This window comes from Verrucosispora sp. WMMD703, from assembly GCF_049178935.1.
GTDB classification, from domain to species: Bacteria; Actinomycetota; Actinomycetes; order Mycobacteriales; family Micromonosporaceae; genus Micromonospora; species Micromonospora sediminimaris.
Genome location: NZ_JBMHMM010000004.1, coordinates 5,367,303 through 5,385,438, shown reverse-complemented (window position 1 = coordinate 5,385,438; position 18,136 = coordinate 5,367,303). Strand labels below are relative to the sequence as shown.

At 72.4% G+C, this 18,136-nt stretch carries 17 protein-coding genes; 13 read left to right on the top strand and 4 right to left on the bottom strand.

Going from position 1 to position 18,136, the window contains the following annotated elements:
• Window positions 1–95 precede the first annotated feature (95 nt).
• The gene (locus ACN26Z_RS25010; RefSeq protein ID WP_421463588.1) at window positions 96–1,343 is read right to left on the bottom strand and encodes a cytochrome P450; all 1,248 of its coding nucleotides are present in this window, start codon (window positions 1,341–1,343) and stop codon (window positions 96–98) included.
• Window positions 1,344–1,617: 274 nt separating this feature from the next.
• Here ACN26Z_RS25010 and ACN26Z_RS25005 point away from each other — a divergent pair, with 274 nt between their 5' ends.
• Window positions 1,618–1,995, top strand: a complete 378-nt coding sequence (locus ACN26Z_RS25005) for a hypothetical protein (protein ID WP_282237143.1) — start codon at window positions 1,618–1,620, stop codon at window positions 1,993–1,995.
• 22 nt (window positions 1,996–2,017) lie between these two features.
• Here the strand turns inward: ACN26Z_RS25005 and ACN26Z_RS25000 are convergent, their stop codons facing one another.
• Window positions 2,018–2,236 carry a DUF397 domain-containing protein gene (locus tag ACN26Z_RS25000; RefSeq protein ID WP_093407559.1) on the bottom strand — a complete coding sequence of 73 codons (219 nt, stop codon included), beginning with the start codon at window positions 2,234–2,236 and terminating at the stop codon, window positions 2,018–2,020.
• A gap of 68 nt (window positions 2,237–2,304) precedes the next feature.
• Between ACN26Z_RS25000 and pepN the strand changes: the two genes are divergently transcribed.
• From pepN to ACN26Z_RS24950, 10 genes are all read left to right on the top strand, one after another.
• On the top strand, window positions 2,305–4,818 hold the full coding sequence (gene pepN, locus ACN26Z_RS24995; protein WP_421463586.1) for an aminopeptidase N: 2,514 nt from the start codon (window positions 2,305–2,307) through the stop codon (window positions 4,816–4,818).
• A 74-nt stretch (window positions 4,819–4,892) separates the two neighbouring features.
• Complete coding sequence (gene nadD, locus ACN26Z_RS24990) at window positions 4,893–5,489, top strand: nicotinate-nucleotide adenylyltransferase (RefSeq protein WP_093407555.1); 597 nt, start codon at window positions 4,893–4,895, stop codon at window positions 5,487–5,489.
• Window positions 5,490–5,588: 99 nt separating this feature from the next.
• Window positions 5,589–5,993, top strand: coding sequence for a ribosome silencing factor (gene rsfS / locus ACN26Z_RS24985; protein ID WP_093407553.1), 405 nt, complete (start codon window positions 5,589–5,591; stop codon window positions 5,991–5,993).
• Window positions 5,990–6,655, top strand: a complete 666-nt coding sequence (locus ACN26Z_RS24980) for a histidine phosphatase family protein (protein ID WP_282237145.1) — start codon at window positions 5,990–5,992, stop codon at window positions 6,653–6,655. Before rsfS ends, ACN26Z_RS24980 begins: the two co-directional genes overlap by 4 nt.
• 48 nt (window positions 6,656–6,703) lie before the next feature.
• Complete coding sequence (locus tag ACN26Z_RS24975; RefSeq protein WP_282237146.1) at window positions 6,704–7,564, top strand: DegV family protein; 861 nt, start codon at window positions 6,704–6,706, stop codon at window positions 7,562–7,564.
• A 138-nt stretch (window positions 7,565–7,702) separates the two neighbouring features.
• Complete coding sequence (locus ACN26Z_RS24970; RefSeq protein WP_421463584.1) at window positions 7,703–8,476, top strand: SDR family NAD(P)-dependent oxidoreductase; 774 nt, start codon at window positions 7,703–7,705, stop codon at window positions 8,474–8,476.
• A 462-nt stretch (window positions 8,477–8,938) separates the two neighbouring features.
• Window positions 8,939–9,787 (top strand): helix-hairpin-helix domain-containing protein, encoded by an 849-nt coding sequence (locus tag ACN26Z_RS24965; RefSeq protein ID WP_421464718.1) that lies wholly within the window; start codon window positions 8,939–8,941, stop codon window positions 9,785–9,787.
• A gap of 35 nt (window positions 9,788–9,822) precedes the next feature.
• Window positions 9,823–12,204 carry a ComEC/Rec2 family competence protein gene (locus ACN26Z_RS24960; protein ID WP_421464717.1) on the top strand — a complete coding sequence of 794 codons (2,382 nt, stop codon included), beginning with the start codon at window positions 9,823–9,825 and terminating at the stop codon, window positions 12,202–12,204.
• Between the two features lie 124 nt (window positions 12,205–12,328).
• Window positions 12,329–13,309, top strand: a complete 981-nt coding sequence (holA, locus tag ACN26Z_RS24955; RefSeq protein WP_421463583.1) for a DNA polymerase III subunit delta — start codon at window positions 12,329–12,331, stop codon at window positions 13,307–13,309.
• Window positions 13,306–13,902 (top strand): hypothetical protein, encoded by a 597-nt coding sequence (locus tag ACN26Z_RS24950; protein ID WP_282237150.1) that lies wholly within the window; start codon window positions 13,306–13,308, stop codon window positions 13,900–13,902. Before holA ends, ACN26Z_RS24950 begins: the two co-directional genes overlap by 4 nt.
• 103 nt (window positions 13,903–14,005) lie before the next feature.
• Here ACN26Z_RS24950 and rpsT read toward each other — a convergent pair whose 3' ends face one another.
• Both rpsT and ACN26Z_RS24940 read right to left on the bottom strand, forming a co-directional pair.
• Window positions 14,006–14,272, bottom strand: coding sequence for a 30S ribosomal protein S20 (gene rpsT / locus ACN26Z_RS24945; RefSeq protein ID WP_093407538.1), 267 nt, complete (start codon window positions 14,270–14,272; stop codon window positions 14,006–14,008).
• Between the two features lie 225 nt (window positions 14,273–14,497).
• Complete coding sequence (locus ACN26Z_RS24940) at window positions 14,498–15,478, bottom strand: phosphotransferase family protein (RefSeq protein ID WP_421463582.1); 981 nt, start codon at window positions 15,476–15,478, stop codon at window positions 14,498–14,500.
• Window positions 15,479–15,565: 87 nt separating this feature from the next.
• Between ACN26Z_RS24940 and ACN26Z_RS24935 the strand changes: the two genes are divergently transcribed.
• Both ACN26Z_RS24935 and lepA read left to right on the top strand, forming a co-directional pair.
• Window positions 15,566–16,099 carry a DUF4240 domain-containing protein gene (locus ACN26Z_RS24935; RefSeq protein WP_093407536.1) on the top strand — a complete coding sequence of 178 codons (534 nt, stop codon included), beginning with the start codon at window positions 15,566–15,568 and terminating at the stop codon, window positions 16,097–16,099.
• 94 nt (window positions 16,100–16,193) lie between these two features.
• Complete coding sequence (gene lepA, locus ACN26Z_RS24930) at window positions 16,194–18,068, top strand: translation elongation factor 4 (protein ID WP_093407534.1); 1,875 nt, start codon at window positions 16,194–16,196, stop codon at window positions 18,066–18,068.
• Window positions 18,069–18,136: the final 68 nt, after the last annotated feature.

The window sequence follows — 18,136 nt, the reverse complement described above, 5'->3', positions numbered from 1 at the left end:
GTCCCGGCCGATCCGCAGGGAAATTCCCGATCGAGCACGGCTGGCCGATCGCAGGGTGGGCCGATCGGCGACAGCGGCGGGCCCGGCCGCCCGGTTCAGCCGACGCGCCGCACGGCGGTGACCACGAAGCCGCTGCCGGGCAGCGCCGGCATCCGGCTCAGGTCCACCGCGAGATCCTGCGGCGGTACGTCGTAGCGGATGACCTCGGTCAGCAGCGCCACCGCCCGCTTCATCAACTCGATGGTGATCCACTCTCCGGCGCAGCGATGTCCGGTGAGGTGGCCCCCGCCGCCCTGCGGTATCAGCGTGAACGGGTCGCCCGGCCAGCCGGCGAAGCGCTCCGGCCGGAACCGCTCCGGCTCCGGCCACACCTCGGGGTGATGATCGGTGCCGTAGAGATCCAACAGCACTCGGCGGCCCTGCGGAAAGTGGTAACCCTGCCAGTCGAAATCCCGCCTGACCCGAGCCGCGGTCACCGGGAAGAACGGGTAGTAGCGGCGCACCTCCTGCACGAACTGCCCGGCGGCCTCCTCGTCGTGGCGTACCCGTTGCCGCCAGGCGGGATGGTCGTGCAGGGCCAGCGCGGCGAAGACCACGAACCGGGCCACCGCGACGGTCGGGCGGAGCACGTTGAGCAGTTCCACCGCGGCGACGCGGCGGGGCAGCCGATGCCCCGCGCCGTCGCGGTGCTCGGCGATCACGCGCAGGGCGGTGCCGTCGGGCGGGGACAGGGCGCCGCCGCGTACCCGCTCGACGAGGTGGCCGGCCCAGTGCTCGCCCCGCAGCCGGCCCAGCCGGCCACGCCAGTGCCGGGGACCGAGCGCGGCGGCACTGTTGATCATGGCTTGTAGGTCGGCGGTACGCCGGTCCAGTTCGCCGTCGCCCAGCGGCACCCCTGCCCAGGCGCAGACCGCTCGGGTCAGCATCGTTGCGACCTCGGTGTGCAGGGTCACCGTTCCGGCCAGTTCCCAGGCGGGCAGCCGGGCCTGCCACTCGTCGGCGAAGAGCTGCCCAAGCCGCCGTACCGCCGTCGGGGTCATGAACGACATGAACATGACCTTGCGGTCGTGGTGGGCGTCGCCGTCGAGACCCTGTACGCCGCCCCGGCCGGTAAGCGTCCGTTGACCGCGAGCCGGCATGGCACCTTCCCGCACGAACCGGTCGGTGTCGTAGAAGAGTTCGACGGCGGCCCGGCCACGCAGGCAGATCGTCGGTTCCAGCAGCAGGCGGGTCTGGAAGATGTCGGTGCCGTACCGATCGCACCGGTGACCGACGAACTGGTAGCCGGCTCGCAGGAAGGCCAGGGTGCTGTCCGGGCTGCGGTCCGTCGGGATGGTCGCCATCGGGTCCCCTGCTGCCGGGGCGCGGCCGTCGCCGACCGGCCACTCAATCGTCGCGGGTGGTATCTACCCAGGTCAGGGCGGCGCAACCGTGCCAAAGGGTGACAGTGCGGCCGAGCCGGTCAGGTAGGTGAGCTGCTGGCCCCTCCCAGGACGGGGGAAGCCTGGTTTGCTGAATTCGGCGGCGTCGTCGACCTGCCCGGCGGTGCACCGGCCGCCGGCCCGGTTGGGTGGGTACGTCGCCGGACAGGGGTTCGGCGTGCCACGGGGAGGACGGATGTGGGACAACCGTGCGGCGTACTGGCGCTGGCGGAGGGCCGGGACGGCCGGCGAGGATCGGCTACCGCTGGTGGGGCGTCCGCGCCGGCCGTCCCGGCCTGACCGTCATTTCACCGCGCATCTCGGCTTCACCGCTGCCGACCTTGTCGCCGCCCGTGAGGTGGCCGTCGGGTACGCCGAGGCGTTGAGCGTGCTCCGGCCCGAGCTGGCGATCGGTGCCTCCGCCCTGTCGCCGGCCGACGCCTGGCACCGTGCGGAGCGGCTGTTCTGCGGTGCCCTCGGGCCGGACGCCGAATGTTGTGTCGATGTCGCCGGCCACGCCGGTTTCCATCACGCGCCCGGTCCCGGTGGCCTCGGCTGGGGCGACGGTGACTAGGCGAGCGACACCGCGTCCCCGCTCAGTCCAGATCGAACTCGCCGTCCTGGGCGCCCGCGACGAAGGCGTCCCACTCGGCCTGGGTGAACACCAGCACCGGGCCGTCCGGCTCGGCGGAGTTGCGCATGCCGATGAGATCGTCGACGAAGGCGACCTCCACCGCGGCCTCCGAGGTGTCGCCCTCGGCCCGTTGCCAGACCGCCCGGGAGAGGTCGAAGTCTCCCTTGGGGTGCGCTGTCATGGTCCCGTCCTCCAGTACCAGGGGAAATGGGGAAGCCGGTTCGTTCCCTCATCGGGCAGGATAAGCGGATGCCGAGCCTGAGCCGTGCAGAGGCGACCGCGCGTGGCGCGTCGATCACCGTCGAGTCCTACCAGGTGGACCTCGACCTGACCGGGGGCGGTGAACGGTTCCGCTCCCACGTCACGATCCGGTTCCGGGCCACCGGCACCGAGACCTTCGCCGAGGTCAAGCCGGCGAAACTGCTGGCGGTACGCCTCAACGACACCGATCTCGATCCTGCGACGCTGGACGACAACCGGCTGCCGCTGACCGGCCTGGCGACGCAGAACACGCTGACCGTCGACGCTGAGATGGCATACACGAACACCGGCGAGGGGATGCACCGCTTCGTCGACCCCGCCGACGGTGAGACCTACCTGTACGTCATGTCGTTCCTGGACGATGTGCAGCGGGTCTTCGCCGCCTTCGACCAACCGGATCTGAAGGCGCCGGTCACGCTGTCGGTGACCGCGCCGAAGCACTGGACGGTGGCGGCCAACGCGGAACTGGCGGCCAACCCGGCGCCGGGTCGCTGGGAGTTCGCTCCCACCCTGCCGATCGCGACGTACTTCTTCACCCTCATCGCCGGCCCCTGGCACGTACGCCGGGACACCCACGACGGGATTCCGCTGGGTGTGTACTGTCGGCGTTCGCTCGCCGAGCACCTCGACGCCGACGCGGCGGAGATCTTCACCGTCACGAAGCAGTGCCTCGACCGGTTCCATCAGCTGTTCGACGAGCGCTATCCGTTCGGCAAGTACGACCAGGCGTTCGTGCCCGAGTTCAACGCCGGGGCCATGGAGAATCCGGGCCTGGTCACCTTCCGCGACGACTACGTGTTCCGTTCGGCGGTCACCGACAGCCAGCGCGAGCTGCGTGCCACCACGATCGCCCACGAGATGGCGCACATGTGGTTCGGTGACCTGGTCACCATGCGTTGGTGGGACGATCTGTGGTTGAACGAGTCGTTCGCGGAATACCTGGGCACCCGGGTCACCGCCGAGGCGACCCGGTTCGACCGGGCGTGGACGACGTTCGCGTTGCGCCGCAAGGCGTGGGGATACGCCGCCGACCAGCGCCCCTCAACCCATCCGGTGGCGCCGGATCGGGTGGCCGACGCCGCCGAGGGGCTGCTCAACTTCGACGGCATCTCGTACGCCAAGGGGGCCAGCGTGCTGCGGCAGCTGGTGGCGTGGCTCGGTGACGAGGCGTTCCTGACCGGTCTCAACGACCATTTCGCCCGGCACCGCTTCGGCAACGCCACCCTCGCCGACCTGCTCCAGAGCCTGGCCGCCAGCAGTGGCCGGGAGCTGACCGACTGGGCGGAGTCCTGGCTGCGGACCGCGCAGGTCAACACGCTGCGGGCCGAGGTGACGGTGGACGCCGACGGCCGGTACGACGAGGTCGTGATCGCTCAGACCGCGCCGCCGACGCACCCGGTGCTGCGCCCGCACCGCATCGGCGTCGGCCGGTACGCCGTGGACGGCACCGCCGAGCGGTTCGAGGTCGATCTCGATCCCAAGACCGACGACGGCCGTACCCGGCTCGTCGGGTTGGCCGGGGAGCCGGCGGCTGCGGTGCTGCTGCCCAACGACGGCGACCTGACCTTCGCCAAGATCCGCCTCGACGCCGCGTCGGCCGATGCGGTGCCACTGCTGCTGCCCCGCCTGACCGACCCGCTGGCCCGCGCCCTGCTCTGGGGCGAGGCGCTGGACGCGGCGACTGACGGAGAACGGCCGGTCACCGGTCTGGTCGACCTCATCGTCACGGCACTGCCCGTCGAGACGGAAGTGATCATTGTCGAGGACGTCCTGTCGATGAGTCGCGCGCTTGTCGACCGCTATCTCGACCCGCTGGCCCGACGGTCCGCCCTGGCCCGGGTCGCCGAGTCCTGCCGGCGACTGCTCGACGGCGCCGCGCCGGGGGAGTCGTTGCAACTGGCCGCCGCCCGGGGGCTGATCGCTGCGAGCACCGACGCCGAGTTGCTCACCGGGTGGCTGGCCGGCCGGGCCGTACCCACCGGGTTGGCCGTGGACACCGAACTACGGTGGGCGCTGCTCGGCCGGTTGGTGGTTCTCGGTGCCGCCGGTGTGGCCGAGATCGAGGCCGAGACGGCAGCCGACCCGAGCGCCACAGGTGCCGAGCGGGCCGCCCGGTGCCGGGCAGCCCTGCCCGATGCCGCTGCCAAACAGGCCGCGTGGGAGATCATCGTGTCGAACACGGAGCTGTCGAATCGGCTGGTCGAGGCGACCGCGGAGGGCTTCTGGCAGCCCGAGCAGGCCGACCTGACCAGCGCCTACGTGGCCAGCTACTTCGCGGACATGCCGGCCGCCGCGCGGCTGCGTACGCCCTGGGTGGCCGATGAGGTGGCGAAGCTGGCCTTTCCCCGGCACGCGGTGTCCCAGCCCACCCGGGAGGCGGCCGCGGCGTTGCTGGCCCGTGACGACCTGACACCGGGGCTGCGTCGGGTGGTCACCGACGCCGACGACGACCTTCGTCGGGCCCTGGTGGCGCGCACGGCGGTGGCCGCTACGAGCGCGTGACGACCGCGGCCGGGCCGGGCCGGAAGGGTGACGGCCCGGCCCGCCCCCGGTCTTGCACGCCCTAGGATCATGGGGTGGAGGAAGACATCCGGCGGATCGGCATCATGGGTGGAACGTTCGACCCGATCCATCACGGTCACCTCGTGGCCGCGAGCGAGGTGGCGGACCGGTTTGGCCTCGACGAAGTGATCTTCGTGCCGACCGGGCAGCCGTGGCAGAAGGCCGACGTCCCGGTCAGCTCGGCGGAGGATCGTTACCTGATGACCGTGATCGCCACCGCCTCCAACCCCCGTTTCCAGGTCAGCCGCGTCGACATCGACCGGGGTGGCCCCACCTACACCGTCGACACGCTGCGCGACCTGCGTGCCCAGTACGGTGCGAAGGCGCAGCTGTTCTTCATCACCGGCGCGGACGCCCTGGAGAAGATCCTGAGCTGGAAGGACCTCGATGAGATCTTCGAGCTGGCTCACTTCATCGGGGTCACCCGGCCGGGTTTCGCGCTGACCGCCGCGCACCTGCCCGCCGACACGGTCAGCCTGGTGCAGGTGCCGGCCATGGCGATCTCTTCCACCGACTGCCGGGCGCGGGTCGCCCGGGGCGAGCCGGTCTGGTATCTGGTGCCGGACGGTGTGGTGCAGTACATCGCGAAACGGTGCCTGTATCGGGAGTGATTCGGCCGTTTCATGCCGTTTTCCGGCTGAAACTGGCGAGTCGAGAATCCGGGCCGTGTGAGAGGCTGGAAACCTCGCACGGTTGATCGAAGGAGAACGGTGACAGTTTCCGAACGCGCTCACGAGCTGGCGATCGTCGCCGCCCAGGCGGCGGCCGACAAGAAGGCTCAGGACATCGTCATCATCGACGTGGGCGACCAACTCGCCATCACCGACGCGTTCCTGCTCGCCGCGGCCCCGAACGAGCGCCAGGTGCTGGCTATCGTCGACGCCATCGAGGAGGCCCTGCTGGACCTGCCGGAGAAGGCGAAGCCGGTGCGTCGGGAGGGCGAACGCGGCGGCCGTTGGGTGCTGCTCGACTACGTCGACGTCGTAGTGCACGTGCAGCACACCGAGGAACGCGAGTTCTACGCCCTTGACCGGCTCTGGAAGGACTGCCCGACCATTCCGTTCGTCGACCGGGACCTCGCCAGCGCAGAGGCCGCCGCCGGATCGGGCGAGTGACCAGGCTGATCATCTGGCGGCACGGCAACACCGACTGGAACGCCGCCAGCAGGGTGCAGGGACAGACCGACGTACCGCTGAACGACCTCGGCCGGGAACAGGCGCGCAGCGCAGCGCCGCTGCTGGCCGCGCTGCGCCCGGACGCCCTGGTCGCCAGCGACCTGAGCCGCGCCGCGGACACCGCCGCCGCGCTCTCCGCGCTTACCGGTCTGCCGGTACGCTCCGACGCCCGCCTGCGGGAGCGGCACTTCGGCAGCTGGCAGGGGCTGCTGTTGACCGAGGTTGCGGAGCGGTTCCCCGGGGAGTACGCCCGCTGGCGGGCCGGGGATCCCGACCCGGGAGCGGACATCGAACCGCTGGACGAGTTGGGTAAACGCATCGGCACCGCGTTGCAGGAGGCCGCCGACCAACTGTCCGGGGGCACCGTGGTGGTGGCCACTCACGGCGGTGCCGCCCGGCAGGGCTGCGGACACCTGCTCGGCTGGGAGCACGCCGTGCTGCGTGCCGTCGGCTCGCTGCGCAACTGTCACTGGACGGAACTGCGCCACGATGTCGAGCGCGGGTGGCACCTGCGCGCCCACAACGTCGGTCCGATGGAGGCCGGCATCGCCTCGACCGGCACTGCCGCGACCGGAATTCCGGTCTCCGCCGAGCCGGTCTGAGCGGACGCGTCCAGGCAGCCGCCCAGCTTGATCCGCTACGGTGCCCGCATGCCAGTCGCGGTCGTCACCGACTCCACCGCCTACCTTCCACCCGAGCTGCTGCGGGAGCACGCGCTGACCGTGGTGCCGCTGACCGTCGTGCTGGCCGGCGTCGAAGGGCTGGAGGGCGTCGAGACCTTCCCGGCGGACGCGACCCGGGCGCTGCGCGCGCGGCGGGTGTCGGTGAGCACCTCCCGCCCGTCGCCCGAGCAGTTCGGCCGGACCTACCGGGAGCTACTGGAGGCGGGGGCGGAGGGTGTCGTCTCGGTGCACCTGTCGGCCGGACTCTCCGGCACAGTCGAGGCCGCCGAGCTGGCCGCCGCCGAACTGGGCGACCGGGTCAGCGTGGTCGACAGCCGTTCCTGCGGCATGGGTCTCGGTTTCCCGGCGATCGCGGCGGCCCGGGCCGCCGCGCGGGGCGCCGACCTGGCCGGCGTACGGGCTGCGGCAGAAGCCGCCGTCGGTCGTACCAGCATCCACTTCTACGTGGACACGCTGGAGTTCCTTCGTCGCGGCGGGCGGATCAACGCGGCGGAGGCGCTGCTCGGCACCGCGCTGTCGGTCAAACCCATCCTGCACATGCCCGAGGGACGCATAGTGCTGCGGGACAAGGTCCGCACCGCCAGTCGGGGCATGGCTCGGTTGGTGGATCTCGCCGTCGAGGCGGCCGGCGACGGGCAGGTGGACCTGGCCGTACACCATCTCGACGCACCGCAGCGGGCCGAGGAACTTCTCGACACCCTGACCGTTCGGCTCGGCGACCGGTTGCGTGCGGCGTACGTCTCCGAGGCCGGTGCCGCCGTCGCGGTGCACGTCGGGCCCGGCCTCGCCTGCGTGGTGATCCACCGTAGGCCGGACAACGCCAGCTGACCAGTCGAGCCGTCAGCGCACGTCCGCGCCGTCGCGCGCGAGCCGCCGCCGGTGCCTTCGACCCGCTGGCCTGTTCGCCGTTGGTGGCGTGGGTGGGCGAGGATTGGTCGCGTGGCCGGGCCTGGGGAGGTGGGGCGGATGTCCTGTGTGGTGACCGGTGGGGGACGCGGGGTCGGGCGCGGCATCGTGGAGAGGTTGCTCGCCGACGGCCGGACGGTCGTGGTGGTCGAGCGCGATCCGGGTGCGCTGTCCTGGGTGGAGGACCACGCCCGAGCCGACCGGCTCGCGGCGGTGGTCGGTGACGCCGGTGACGAGGGCGTCGCCGGGCGGGCCGCCGACCTGGCGGAGCGCTTCGGCCCGTTGACCGGATGGGTGAACAACGCCGCCGTGTTCCGCGACGCCTCGGTGCACGACGCGCCGGTCGGCGAGGTCGTCGACCTGATCACCCGTAACCTGCGCCCCGCCGTGGTCGGCGCCGCGACCGCGGTACGCCGCTTCCTCGCCGCCGGCACCGCTGGCGTCGTGGTCAACGTCTCGTCCCACCAGGCGAGCCGGCCGGTGCCGGGCTGCCTGCCGTACGCCACGGCCAAGGCGGCCGTGGAGGGGCTGACCCGAGCGCTGGCCGTCGAGTACGGCCGGCACGGCATCCGTGCCAACGCGATAGCCCTCGGCTCGGTGGCCACCGAACGACACGAGGCGTTCCTCGCCGAGACCGAGCCGGACCAGGCGCAGCGGGTCGAGGCGGAGCTTGCCCGGCTGCACCCGGTGGGCCGGATCGGGCAGCCGCAGGACGTGGCGGAGGCGGTGGCGTACCTGCTCTCGCCGGCGGCCGCCTTCGTCAACGGGGTGACCCTGCCGGTCGACGGCGGACGCGCCGTCCTCGGTCTGGACCCGCAGGCGCGCACCGACTGAACCGACGGATCGGCGACCTGCGTCGCACGTGTCGGGCTCGTGCGACGGTCTCGGTCACGACAGGCGGCGGCCCGGCAACGCGCGGAGGCCATAGCAGATCGGGTGCATGATCGGGCTGCTGTCCACAGAGCCTCGCGCTGTCCACAGGCGGACCGGCGCGGCGCGCTCGACCGGGCCCCGCCGCCCTAACCTCGCGCCGTGTCGAAGGACGAGGACGAGGAGATGGTGGTCCGGCGGCGTCTGTGGCAACTGATGCCCAACGCGCTGGACCTGCCGGCGGGCGCTGCCGAACCACCGATGTCGGGCGGCGACCGGACGGCCCTCGCCGGGTGGCCACCGTTCGCCGAGCGGCCTCCGCCCGTCGACGTGCCCCCGCTCGCCGAGCGGCCCCCGTCCGTCGGCCTGTCCCCGCTCGCCGGGGCGTCCGGCGGGGCGCCGACGCCGGTCACGGAATGGCCGACCGTGCTGCTGCCGCTCCAAGCTGCCGGCCGGGTCGATGACTCCGGTCCCGGTCGCGCCGACGGACCGATCCGGGCCGGTGGCCCGGCCAGCAGCGGCGGCCCGGCCCGGCCCGGTGGTCCGGTTCGGGTCAGCGACGAAGGACCGGTCCACGACGAGCGAGGGCGGACGGTCGACGAGGAGTCGCCGAAGCCCCTTGCGGGGCCGAGTGCTTTCGATCCGGGGCGGCGGGGAGTGCGAGCGCTCGCCGCCGTCGCCGTCCTCGTGGTGTTGGTTGCGGCCATCTGGGCCTGGCAGTCCCGTCCTGAGGTGGAGCCGGTCGTGGCGGAGACCGGCACCGTCGTGACACCTGACCCGTCCGTCGAGACCGGCGACGAGCCGGCGAAGCCCCAGACGGAGTCGACCGGTGAGCTGGTGGTCGCCGTCGCCGGCAAGGTCCGACGGCCCGGACTGGTGCGGCTGGCGGCCGGCGCGCGGGTGGCCGACGCCCTGCACGCCGCCGGAGGGGCGTTGCCAGGGGTGGACGTGGCGATGCTCAATCCGGCCCGCCGGATCAGCGACGGCGAGTTGATCCTGGTCGGCGTACCGGCACCTCCGGGCGCTGCGGCGGGCCCCGGGTCTGGAGCCGGCCCGGTGCCGGGCGGCGGACCGGGCGCGGGCGGGCGGGTCAACCTGAACACCGCGACGTCGGTACAGCTCGAAACCCTGCCCGGGGTGGGGCCGGTGCTCGCCCAGCGGATCATCGAGTATCGCGATCAGCACGGCGGCTTCCGGTCCATCGGCGACCTGCGTCAGGTGACCGGAATCGGCGACGCCCGGTACGAGCAGCTCAAGGACCTGGTGACGGTGTGAGGGCGTCGGCAGCCCCGGTCGCACCGTCGGCCGGAATCCCCGGTGTCGCGACCGGCGGGCCCGCGCCGGACCTCCGCCTGGCGGGGCTGGCGGTCGCGGCCTGGCTCACCGCGTTGGCGGGGCTGCATCTCGATGCCCGGCGGACGCTGCTGCTGGCCGCAGGCGCGGCCGGTCTCGCCGGGGTGGCGGCGCTGCACCTGTTCGGCTTCGTCGGGCGACCCGGCCCGACCGTGCGCCGCCACGGCTGGGTCGCGGTGGCGATCCTGATCGGCGTGGTCTGTGGCGGGGCGGCCACCTCGGCGCGGCTGACCGTACGGGACGCGGGCCCACTGCGCGTCCTGGTGGACGAACGGGCCCGGGTCACCGCCGAACTTGTCGTCCGGGACGATCCCAGGCCGGTACGCGGCGGCATCGTGGGCCGTCCACCGACCCTGCTGGTGCCGGCGAGGCTGGTGACGCTGACCGGGCCGCAGGGCCAACGGATCAGCCTTCCGGCGCGGGTGCTGGTGCTCGCCGACGACCCGGCGTGGCGGGGGCTGCTGCCCGGGCAACGGCTCACTGCGGACGGGCGCCTGGCCGAGTCACGCGGCGGCGACCTCACCGGGGCGGTCCTGATGGCCGTCGGCGCACCCATTCGACTTGGTTCTCCCTCGGCGTTGCAGCGCGCGGCCGGTCGGCTGCGCGCCGGCCTCCAGCAGGCGTGCGCACCTTTGCCGGACGATCCCGGTGGCCTGCTGCCCGGCCTGGTCGTCGGGGACACCAGCCGGCTGCCTGACCCGGTGGAGGAGGATTTCCAGGCCACCGGAATGACTCACCTGAATGCTGTTTCTGGGTCGAATGTGGCAATTGTGGTGGGTGCGGTGCTGTTGCTGGCCCGCTGGGCCCGTGCCGGTCCCGCGCTGGCGGTGTGCTTCTGCGGCCTGGCCCTGGTGGGCTTCGTCATCCTGGTCCGACCGTCCCCGAGCGTGGTACGCGCGGCCACCATGGGCGCGATCGGGCTCGCCGCGTTGGCCGCCGGCCGGCCCCGGGCGGCAGTGCCCGCGCTCGCCGCCGCCGTGGCGGCGCTGGTGCTTGTCGATCCGGGCCTGGCCGGCGACCCCGGCTTCGCGCTGTCCGTGCTGGCCACCGGCGGGTTGCTGCTGCTCGCACCGAGTTGGCGGGACGGCCTGCGTCGGCGGGGCGTCCCGCCGGGGGCGGCCGAGGCGCTGGCGGTGCCGGCCGCCGCACAACTCGCCTGTTCGCCGGTGATCGCCGGACTGACGGGCACGGTCAGCCTGGTCGCGGTGCCGGCGAACCTGCTCGCGGTGCCGGCGATAGCTCCGGCGACGGTGCTCGGCGTGGCGGCCGCGGTCGTCTCGCCGATCTGGCCGGCCGGTGCCGAGGCCGTTGCCTGGCTGGCGCACTGGCCGGCGTGGTGGCTGGTGCTGGTGGCCCGGTACGGTGCCCGGCTGCCGGCGGGCAACCTGCCCTGGCCCGGCGGGATCTCCGGAGCGCTGCTGCTGACGGCGCTGACGGTGGCCTTGCTGGTGGCCGCCCGCCACCCGCTGGTACGTCGACTGGTGGCGGTCTGCGCCGTCGCGGTCGTGCTGGGTGCCCTGCCGGTGCGGGTGATCGCGCCGGGATGGCCGCCGGACGGTTGGGTCGTCACCGCCTGTGCGGTAGGTCAGGGCGACACGATGCTGCTTCCGGTGCGGGCAGGCCGGGCGGTGGTGGTGGACGCCGGTCCGGATCCGGCGGCGGCGGACGCCTGCCTGCGCCGGCTCGGCGTACGTCGGGTGTCGCTGCTGGTGGTCAGCCACTTCCACGTGGACCACACCGGCGGGGTGGCCGGAATCTTCCGGGGAAGACCTGTGGACACGGTGTTGGTTCCGCAGTGGCCGGAACCAGTGGCCGGCCGGGATCTGGTGCGCGGCACCGCCGCGGCGTACGGCACGCCGGTGGTCGCCGCAGCGGCGGGTTGGCGCTATCGGGCCGGCGCGGTCGACCTGACCGTGCTCGGCCCGCCGTACCCGATGCGCGGCACCCGCTCGGATCCGAACAACAACTCGCTGGTGCTGCTCGCCATGGTCGACCGGGTGCGGATTCTGTTGACCGGCGACGCCGAGGTGGAGGAGCAGCGGGCGCTGCGGGAGCGGCTGCCACCGGACGGGCTGCGGGCGGACGTGCTGAAAGTCGCCCACCACGGCAGCGCGTACCAGGATCCGGCCTTTCTGGACGCGGTGCGGCCGGCGGTGGCGCTGGTGCCGGTCGGCGCGGAGAACAGCTACGGCCATCCCAACGAGGCGGTGCTGGCCCGGCTGGCCCGGGGTGGCGCGCGGGTGCTGCGTACCGACGTCGGGGGTGACCTGGCGGTGGTGCGGTCGCCCCGAGGGCTGGCGGTGGTGAGCGCTGGCGTCGACCGGGTCCGTCCATCGTGATGAATCGACGGCGATTTACTGCGAAAAGCGGAAGATAAGTCTTATGTCTGGATTTGCGTTGAGTGCGGGGTCTGCCGGCAGAGTAATGACGAGCAGGCTGGACCGACCGGCCGCGCGTGCGAATATGGGCGGCGTGACCGCCGCCAGTGCCGCTCCTATTGTGCTCGTCCTCGGCGACGAGGAGCTGCTCGCCACGCGCGCGGTGTCCGAAACCGTTGCCGCCGCCCGCGCCGCTGACCCCGCCGTTGACGTGCGCGAATACCAGGCCAGCCAGCTCGCCGTCGGCGAGATCGACGAGATGCTCAGCCCGTCGCTGTTCGGCGGACGTCGCGTGCTGGTGCTCCGGTCCGGTCAGGACGCCCGCAAAGATCTGGTCGCCGCCCTGTTGGCGTACGCGAAGAACCCCGACCCCGAGGTGCAGCTCGTGGTGGCGCACCTCGGGGGCGCCAAGGGCAAGGCGTTCGCGGACGGCCTGAAGTCGGCCGGTGCCCGGGTCGTGACCGCCGCGAAGCTCAAGGGGCACCGCGACCGGGTGTCCTTCGTCCGCGACGAGATCCGCCGGGCCGGCGGACGGTGCACGGACGACGCCGCCGAGGCGCTGATCGCCGCGGTCGGCAACGACCTACGCGAACTCGCGGCAGCCTGCTCCCAACTGATCGCCGACACCGACGGCCGGATCGACGCCGACACGGTGGCGCGCTACTACCGGGGCCGGGTGGAGGTCAGCGGGTTCACGGTGGCTGACGCCACGATGGTCGGTGACCTCCCGGGCGCCTTGGAGGCGTTGCGCTGGGCCTTGCACGTGGGGGTGGATCCGGTGCCGATCGCCGACGCCCTCGCCGACGGCATCCGTACGGTCGCCCGGGTCGCCTCGGCCGGCCGGGGCAGCCCGTACCAACTTGCCAGCAGCCTCGGCATGCCGCCGTGGAAGGTCGAACGGGCCCAACGGCAGGCCCGGGGCTGGACCCCCGACGGGCTGGTCCTGGCGATGCGGGCGGCGGCCGAGTGCAACGCGGCGGTCAAGGGCGGCTCCGACGACCGGGCGTACGCGCTGGAGAAGGCGGTCTTCTCGGTGGCGGCCGCCCGGCAGGGCGGCACCAGGTGAGCGGAGCCCTCCGTGGCTCGTGGGCCACGATCCCGGCCGACGAGGAGCGGTACCGGCCGTTCTACGCGCGGGTGCTCGGCCTGCGGTTCGTCAATCCGGGTGGGGTGCTTTGCTTCATCTTCTTCGAGGGGGCGATCGCGCTGGCGGCGCTGCTCGCGCTCGCCGAGCTGGTGACCTGGTGGGCGGTGCTCGTGCTGCCCGCCACGGTGGCCGTGATGGTCAAGCTCAACGATCTGGTGGCCGCCACGGTGGTGCGCTCCGCCGCGGCCGTACCCGAGCAGGAACGTGACCGGTTCCGTCAGCAGATGGAGCCGGTGGTCGGGCGGGCCCGGGTCGACTGGCTGCGGCACAGCGTGCCCGGGGTCGTGGTGCGATCCGAACCGGTGGAGATGGAGCGTCCCGGCGTGGTGCGGTCCGAGCCGGCGGAGGAGCGCCCTGGCGCGACGCGGCCGGCACCGCCTGCCGCCGGTGCCGGACCCGACCGGTTCCCGGGCGGCGCGGCCCGGGGGACAGCGGCGGCGGGGCGCGGCGGGGCGGCCGCGGAGCGCAGTGATGTCGGGTCTCGGCCGGAAACCACCGAACCCGGGTCCTGATCAGGGCGCGCGGCCGGACCGGAAGCGGACCGATGCCGGGCGGATGGACGTGCGGAAGCCCCGAGGCACCGCCTCGGGGCTTCCGTCAGGTCTGGGCGCTGGCTCAGGAGGCGAGCGACGCGACGCGCTTGGCGATCGCGGACTTGCGGTTCGCGGCCTGGTTGCCGTGGATGACGCCCTTGCTGACCGCCTTGTCCAGCTTGCGCGAGGCATCCTGCATGAGGGCGGCGGCCTTCTCGACGTCACCGGCCTCAGCGGCCTCGTGGAACTTGCGGATGGCGGTCTTCAGCGACGACTTGACCGACTTGTTACGCAGCCGGCGCTTCTCGTTCTGCCGGTTGCGCTTGATCTGGGACTTGATGTTCGCCACGCGACAGCCTCGTCTTGATAGCTCGGGTTGGTCAGCTTGTGCGCGCGACGAGCATGCGTCATCGCTGCGCGAAGAGCCAGGTTACCAGGTCCGGTTCGGGCGGGCCAAAACGGCACCCGCACAGGTCGCCGCACCACCCGCACCCAGGCCGGTTGCCGCCGGGACACCCGCACCCAGGCCGGTCGCCGGGACACCAGCGTGTCGTCAACCGGTGGGGGCGGTGCCTCAGGCCCAGGCGCGGCGGTGCGAGAGCCAGGCGAGAGCCTGCTCGCCGGTCCACCGTTGGTGCGCCGGCAGGTGGGTCGACGCGGTCGGTGGCGCCGACGTCGAGGCGGTGAGGTGGTAGCCGGCCAGGGCGGCCAGCGTGACGTCCAGCGCGTCGTCGGGCGCGCCGGCCGCGGCCGGGTGGGCGGCGAAGCGGGAATCGACGTCCAGCCCGCCGGCGTACCCGGTGATCAGCAGGGTGACCAGGTCGAACCAGGCCGGCCCCTGGCACAGCCACGACCAGTCGCAGAACCAGGCCGCGCCGGCGGTGTCGATCAGCACGTTGTCGACCCGCAGGTCGCCGTGGGTCAGCCCGGTCGAAGCGGCGGCGTACCCGGGCAGGCGCGACTCCAGCGCGACCAGTTCGGCCAGCCGTCCCCGCGCCGGGGCGGGCAACGGCGGCACCGGTTCCCGGCCGGCGGCGACCTCGCCCCACCAGAGGATGTCGTCTCGGGCCAGGTCGCTGAGACGGGGCAGGCCGAGGGCGGTCAACTCGGCCGGTGGATCGGCGAGCGCCTCGGCGACGTCGGCGAAGGCGGTGAGGGTGGTGCTGAGTTCGACCTGCGCCCAGGGCAGCCGGGGGGTGTGACCGTCGATGGCGTCGAGGCACAGCACGTACCAGCCCGCCTCCCACAGCGACCAGTGCGGGCGGGGCACCGGCAACCCGGCCGGCAGCCGGTTGAGGATCGCGGCCTCCCGGGCGTACCAGTCGACCAGGTGTGGCTGCTCGGCGTGGGGCGCGGCCTTGACGAACGCGCGGTGCCCGTCGGCGGTGTGCAGCAGCGCGGCGAATCCCCGGGTGAAGCCGGCGCTGGCGGTCGTGGCCTGGACCACCGGGGCGCCCAGCCGGGCGGCCACTGCGGTCCGCAGTCGCGCTGGCAGGACCGACCACTCGGGCCGCTGCGCGGTCGCGTGGTACTCGGGCGGAGAGGCGGAACTCACCCGACCATGCTGCCCGGTGGCCGGTCGGGCGGCGACCTCCGGCGCGGATCCGGGCACCCGGGGTGGCGTCTGCCAGACTGCCGGACCATGAGGACCGACGACTTCTGGCAGTTGATCGACCGCGCCCGCACCGGCGGGGGAGAGCCGGACGCCATCGCCGCCCGAGCCGTCGCGCTGCTCGCCGCCCGCGACCCCGAGGAGATCGTCGGGTACGCCCACCACCAGCAACGGGTCCTCGGCGCGTCCTACCGGGTCGACCTGTGGGGTGCCGCGTACCTGATCAACGGTGGCGCCTCGGACGACGGGTTCGAGTACTTCCGGGGTTGGCTGATGACCCAGGGACGGGAGGTCTTCGCCCGGGCGGTCGCTGATCCGGACTCGCTGGCCGAGCTGCCGCAGATCCGGTCCGCCTCGCTGAGCGGTGAGGAGTTCGAGTGCGCGGACATGCTCGCGGTGCCGTGGGACGCGTACCGCAGGGCCACCGCGACCGACCTGCCGGGGGAGCGCGCGGCGGCACCGCAGCCCGACCTGAACGACTTCTGGGACTTCGACGACGAGGAGGAGGCCCGCCGTCGACTGCCCCGGCTCGCCGCCCTCTTCGTCGAGCCGCCGCAGGAGTGACGGACGCCCGGCCGATGCCCGCCGGGGACATGGGAGCATAGAGGGGGCCGGCGCGTGCCGGCCCGCTCACGTCAGCCGACCAGAACGGACCGCTGTGCCACCGACGCTCGATCCCGGCGCGAACGCTCCTGGTGCCACCGACCCGGGGCGGATCAGGAACTTCTGCATCATCGCCCACATCGACCACGGAAAGTCGACCCTGGCCGACCGGATGTTGCAGCTCACCGGCGTGGTCGACCCGCGGCAGATGCGCGCGCAGTACCTCGACCGGATGGACATCGAGCGCGAGCGTGGCATCACCATCAAGAGCCAGGCGGTCCGGATGCCGTGGACCATCGCCGAGGGCGAGCGGGCCGGCGAGCAGGCCGTGCTCAACATGATCGACACGCCTGGCCACGTCGACTTCACCTACGAGGTGTCCCGGTCGCTGGCCGCCTGCGAGGGCGCGATCCTGCTGGTCGACGCGGCCCAGGGCATCGAGGCGCAGACGCTGGCCAACCTCTACCTCGCGCTCGAGAACGACCTGCACATCATCCCGGTGCTCAACAAGATCGACCTACCGGCGGCCCAGCCGGAGAAGTACGCCGAGGAACTGGCCCACCTGATCGGGGGCGACCCGGCGGACTGCATCAGGGTCTCCGGCAAGACCGGTGAGGGTGTCCCGTACCTGCTCGATGAGATCGTCCGGCAGTTCACCCCGCCGGTCGGCGACGCCGATGCACCGGCCCGCGCCATGATCTTCGACTCGGTGTACGACGTCTACCGGGGCGTGGTCACCTACGTGCGGGTGGTCGACGGGCGGATCAGCGCCCGGGACCGGATCAAGATGATGTCCACCGGCGCCACCCACGAGCTGCTGGAGATCGGGGTCATCTCGCCGGAGATGGTCAAGGCCGACGCGCTCGGCGTCGGTGAGGTCGGCTATCTGATCACCGGTGTGAAGGACGTCCGGCAGTCCCGGGTCGGTGACACGGTCACCATCAACGGGCGGCCGGCGGCCGAGGCGCTCGGCGGTTACAAGGACCCGAAGCCGATGGTCTACTCCGGCCTGTATCCGATCGACGGGTCGGACTACCCCGCGTTGCGGGACGCGCTGGACAAGCTCAAGCTCAACGACGCCGCGTTGACCTACGAGCCGGAGACCTCCGGTGCGCTCGGCTTCGGGTTCCGCTGTGGGTTCCTCGGCCTGCTGCACCTGGAGATCATCCGGGAGCGACTGGAGCGGGAGTTCAACCTCGACCTCATCTCGACCGCGCCGAACGTGGTCTACCGGGCCATCCAGGAGGATGGCGAGGAGGTCGTGGTCACCAACCCCAGCGAGTACCCGACCGGCAAGATCGCCGAGGTGTACGAGCCGACGGTGCGGGCCACGGTGCTCACCCCCAACGACTACGTCGGTGCGGTGATGGAGCTGTGTCAGGGCCGGCGCGGCAGCCTGCTGGGCATGGACTACCTCTCCGCCGACCGGGTGGAACTGCGCTACACGCTGCCCCTCGCTGAGATCATCTTCGACTTCTTCGATCAGTTGAAGAGCCGTACGAAGGGCTACGCGTCGTTGGACTACGAGCCCTCCGGCGAGCAGGCGTCCGACCTGGTCAAGGTCGACATCCTGCTGCACGGCGAGCCGGTGGACGCGTTCAGTGCGATCGTGCACAAGGAAAAGGCGTACGCCTACGGCACCACCATCGCGGCGAAGCTGCGCAACCTCATCCCGCGTCAGCAGTTCGAGGTGCCGATCCAGGCAGCCATCGGCAGCCGGGTGATCGCCCGGGAGACGATCCGCGCCATCCGTAAGGACGTGCTCGCCAAGTGCTACGGCGGTGACATCAGCCGTAAGCGCAAGCTGCTGGAGAAGCAGAAGGAGGGCAAGAAGCGGATGAAGATGGTGGGCCGGGTGGAGGTCCCGCAGGAGGCGTTCATCGCCGCGCTCTCCTCCGACTCCGACGGCAAGGCGAGCGGAAAGAAGTAAGCGCATCCGTCCCGACGGGCGCTCGGCCACCCGGCCGGGCGCCCGTCTGCGTGGCGCGGTCTTTCGGG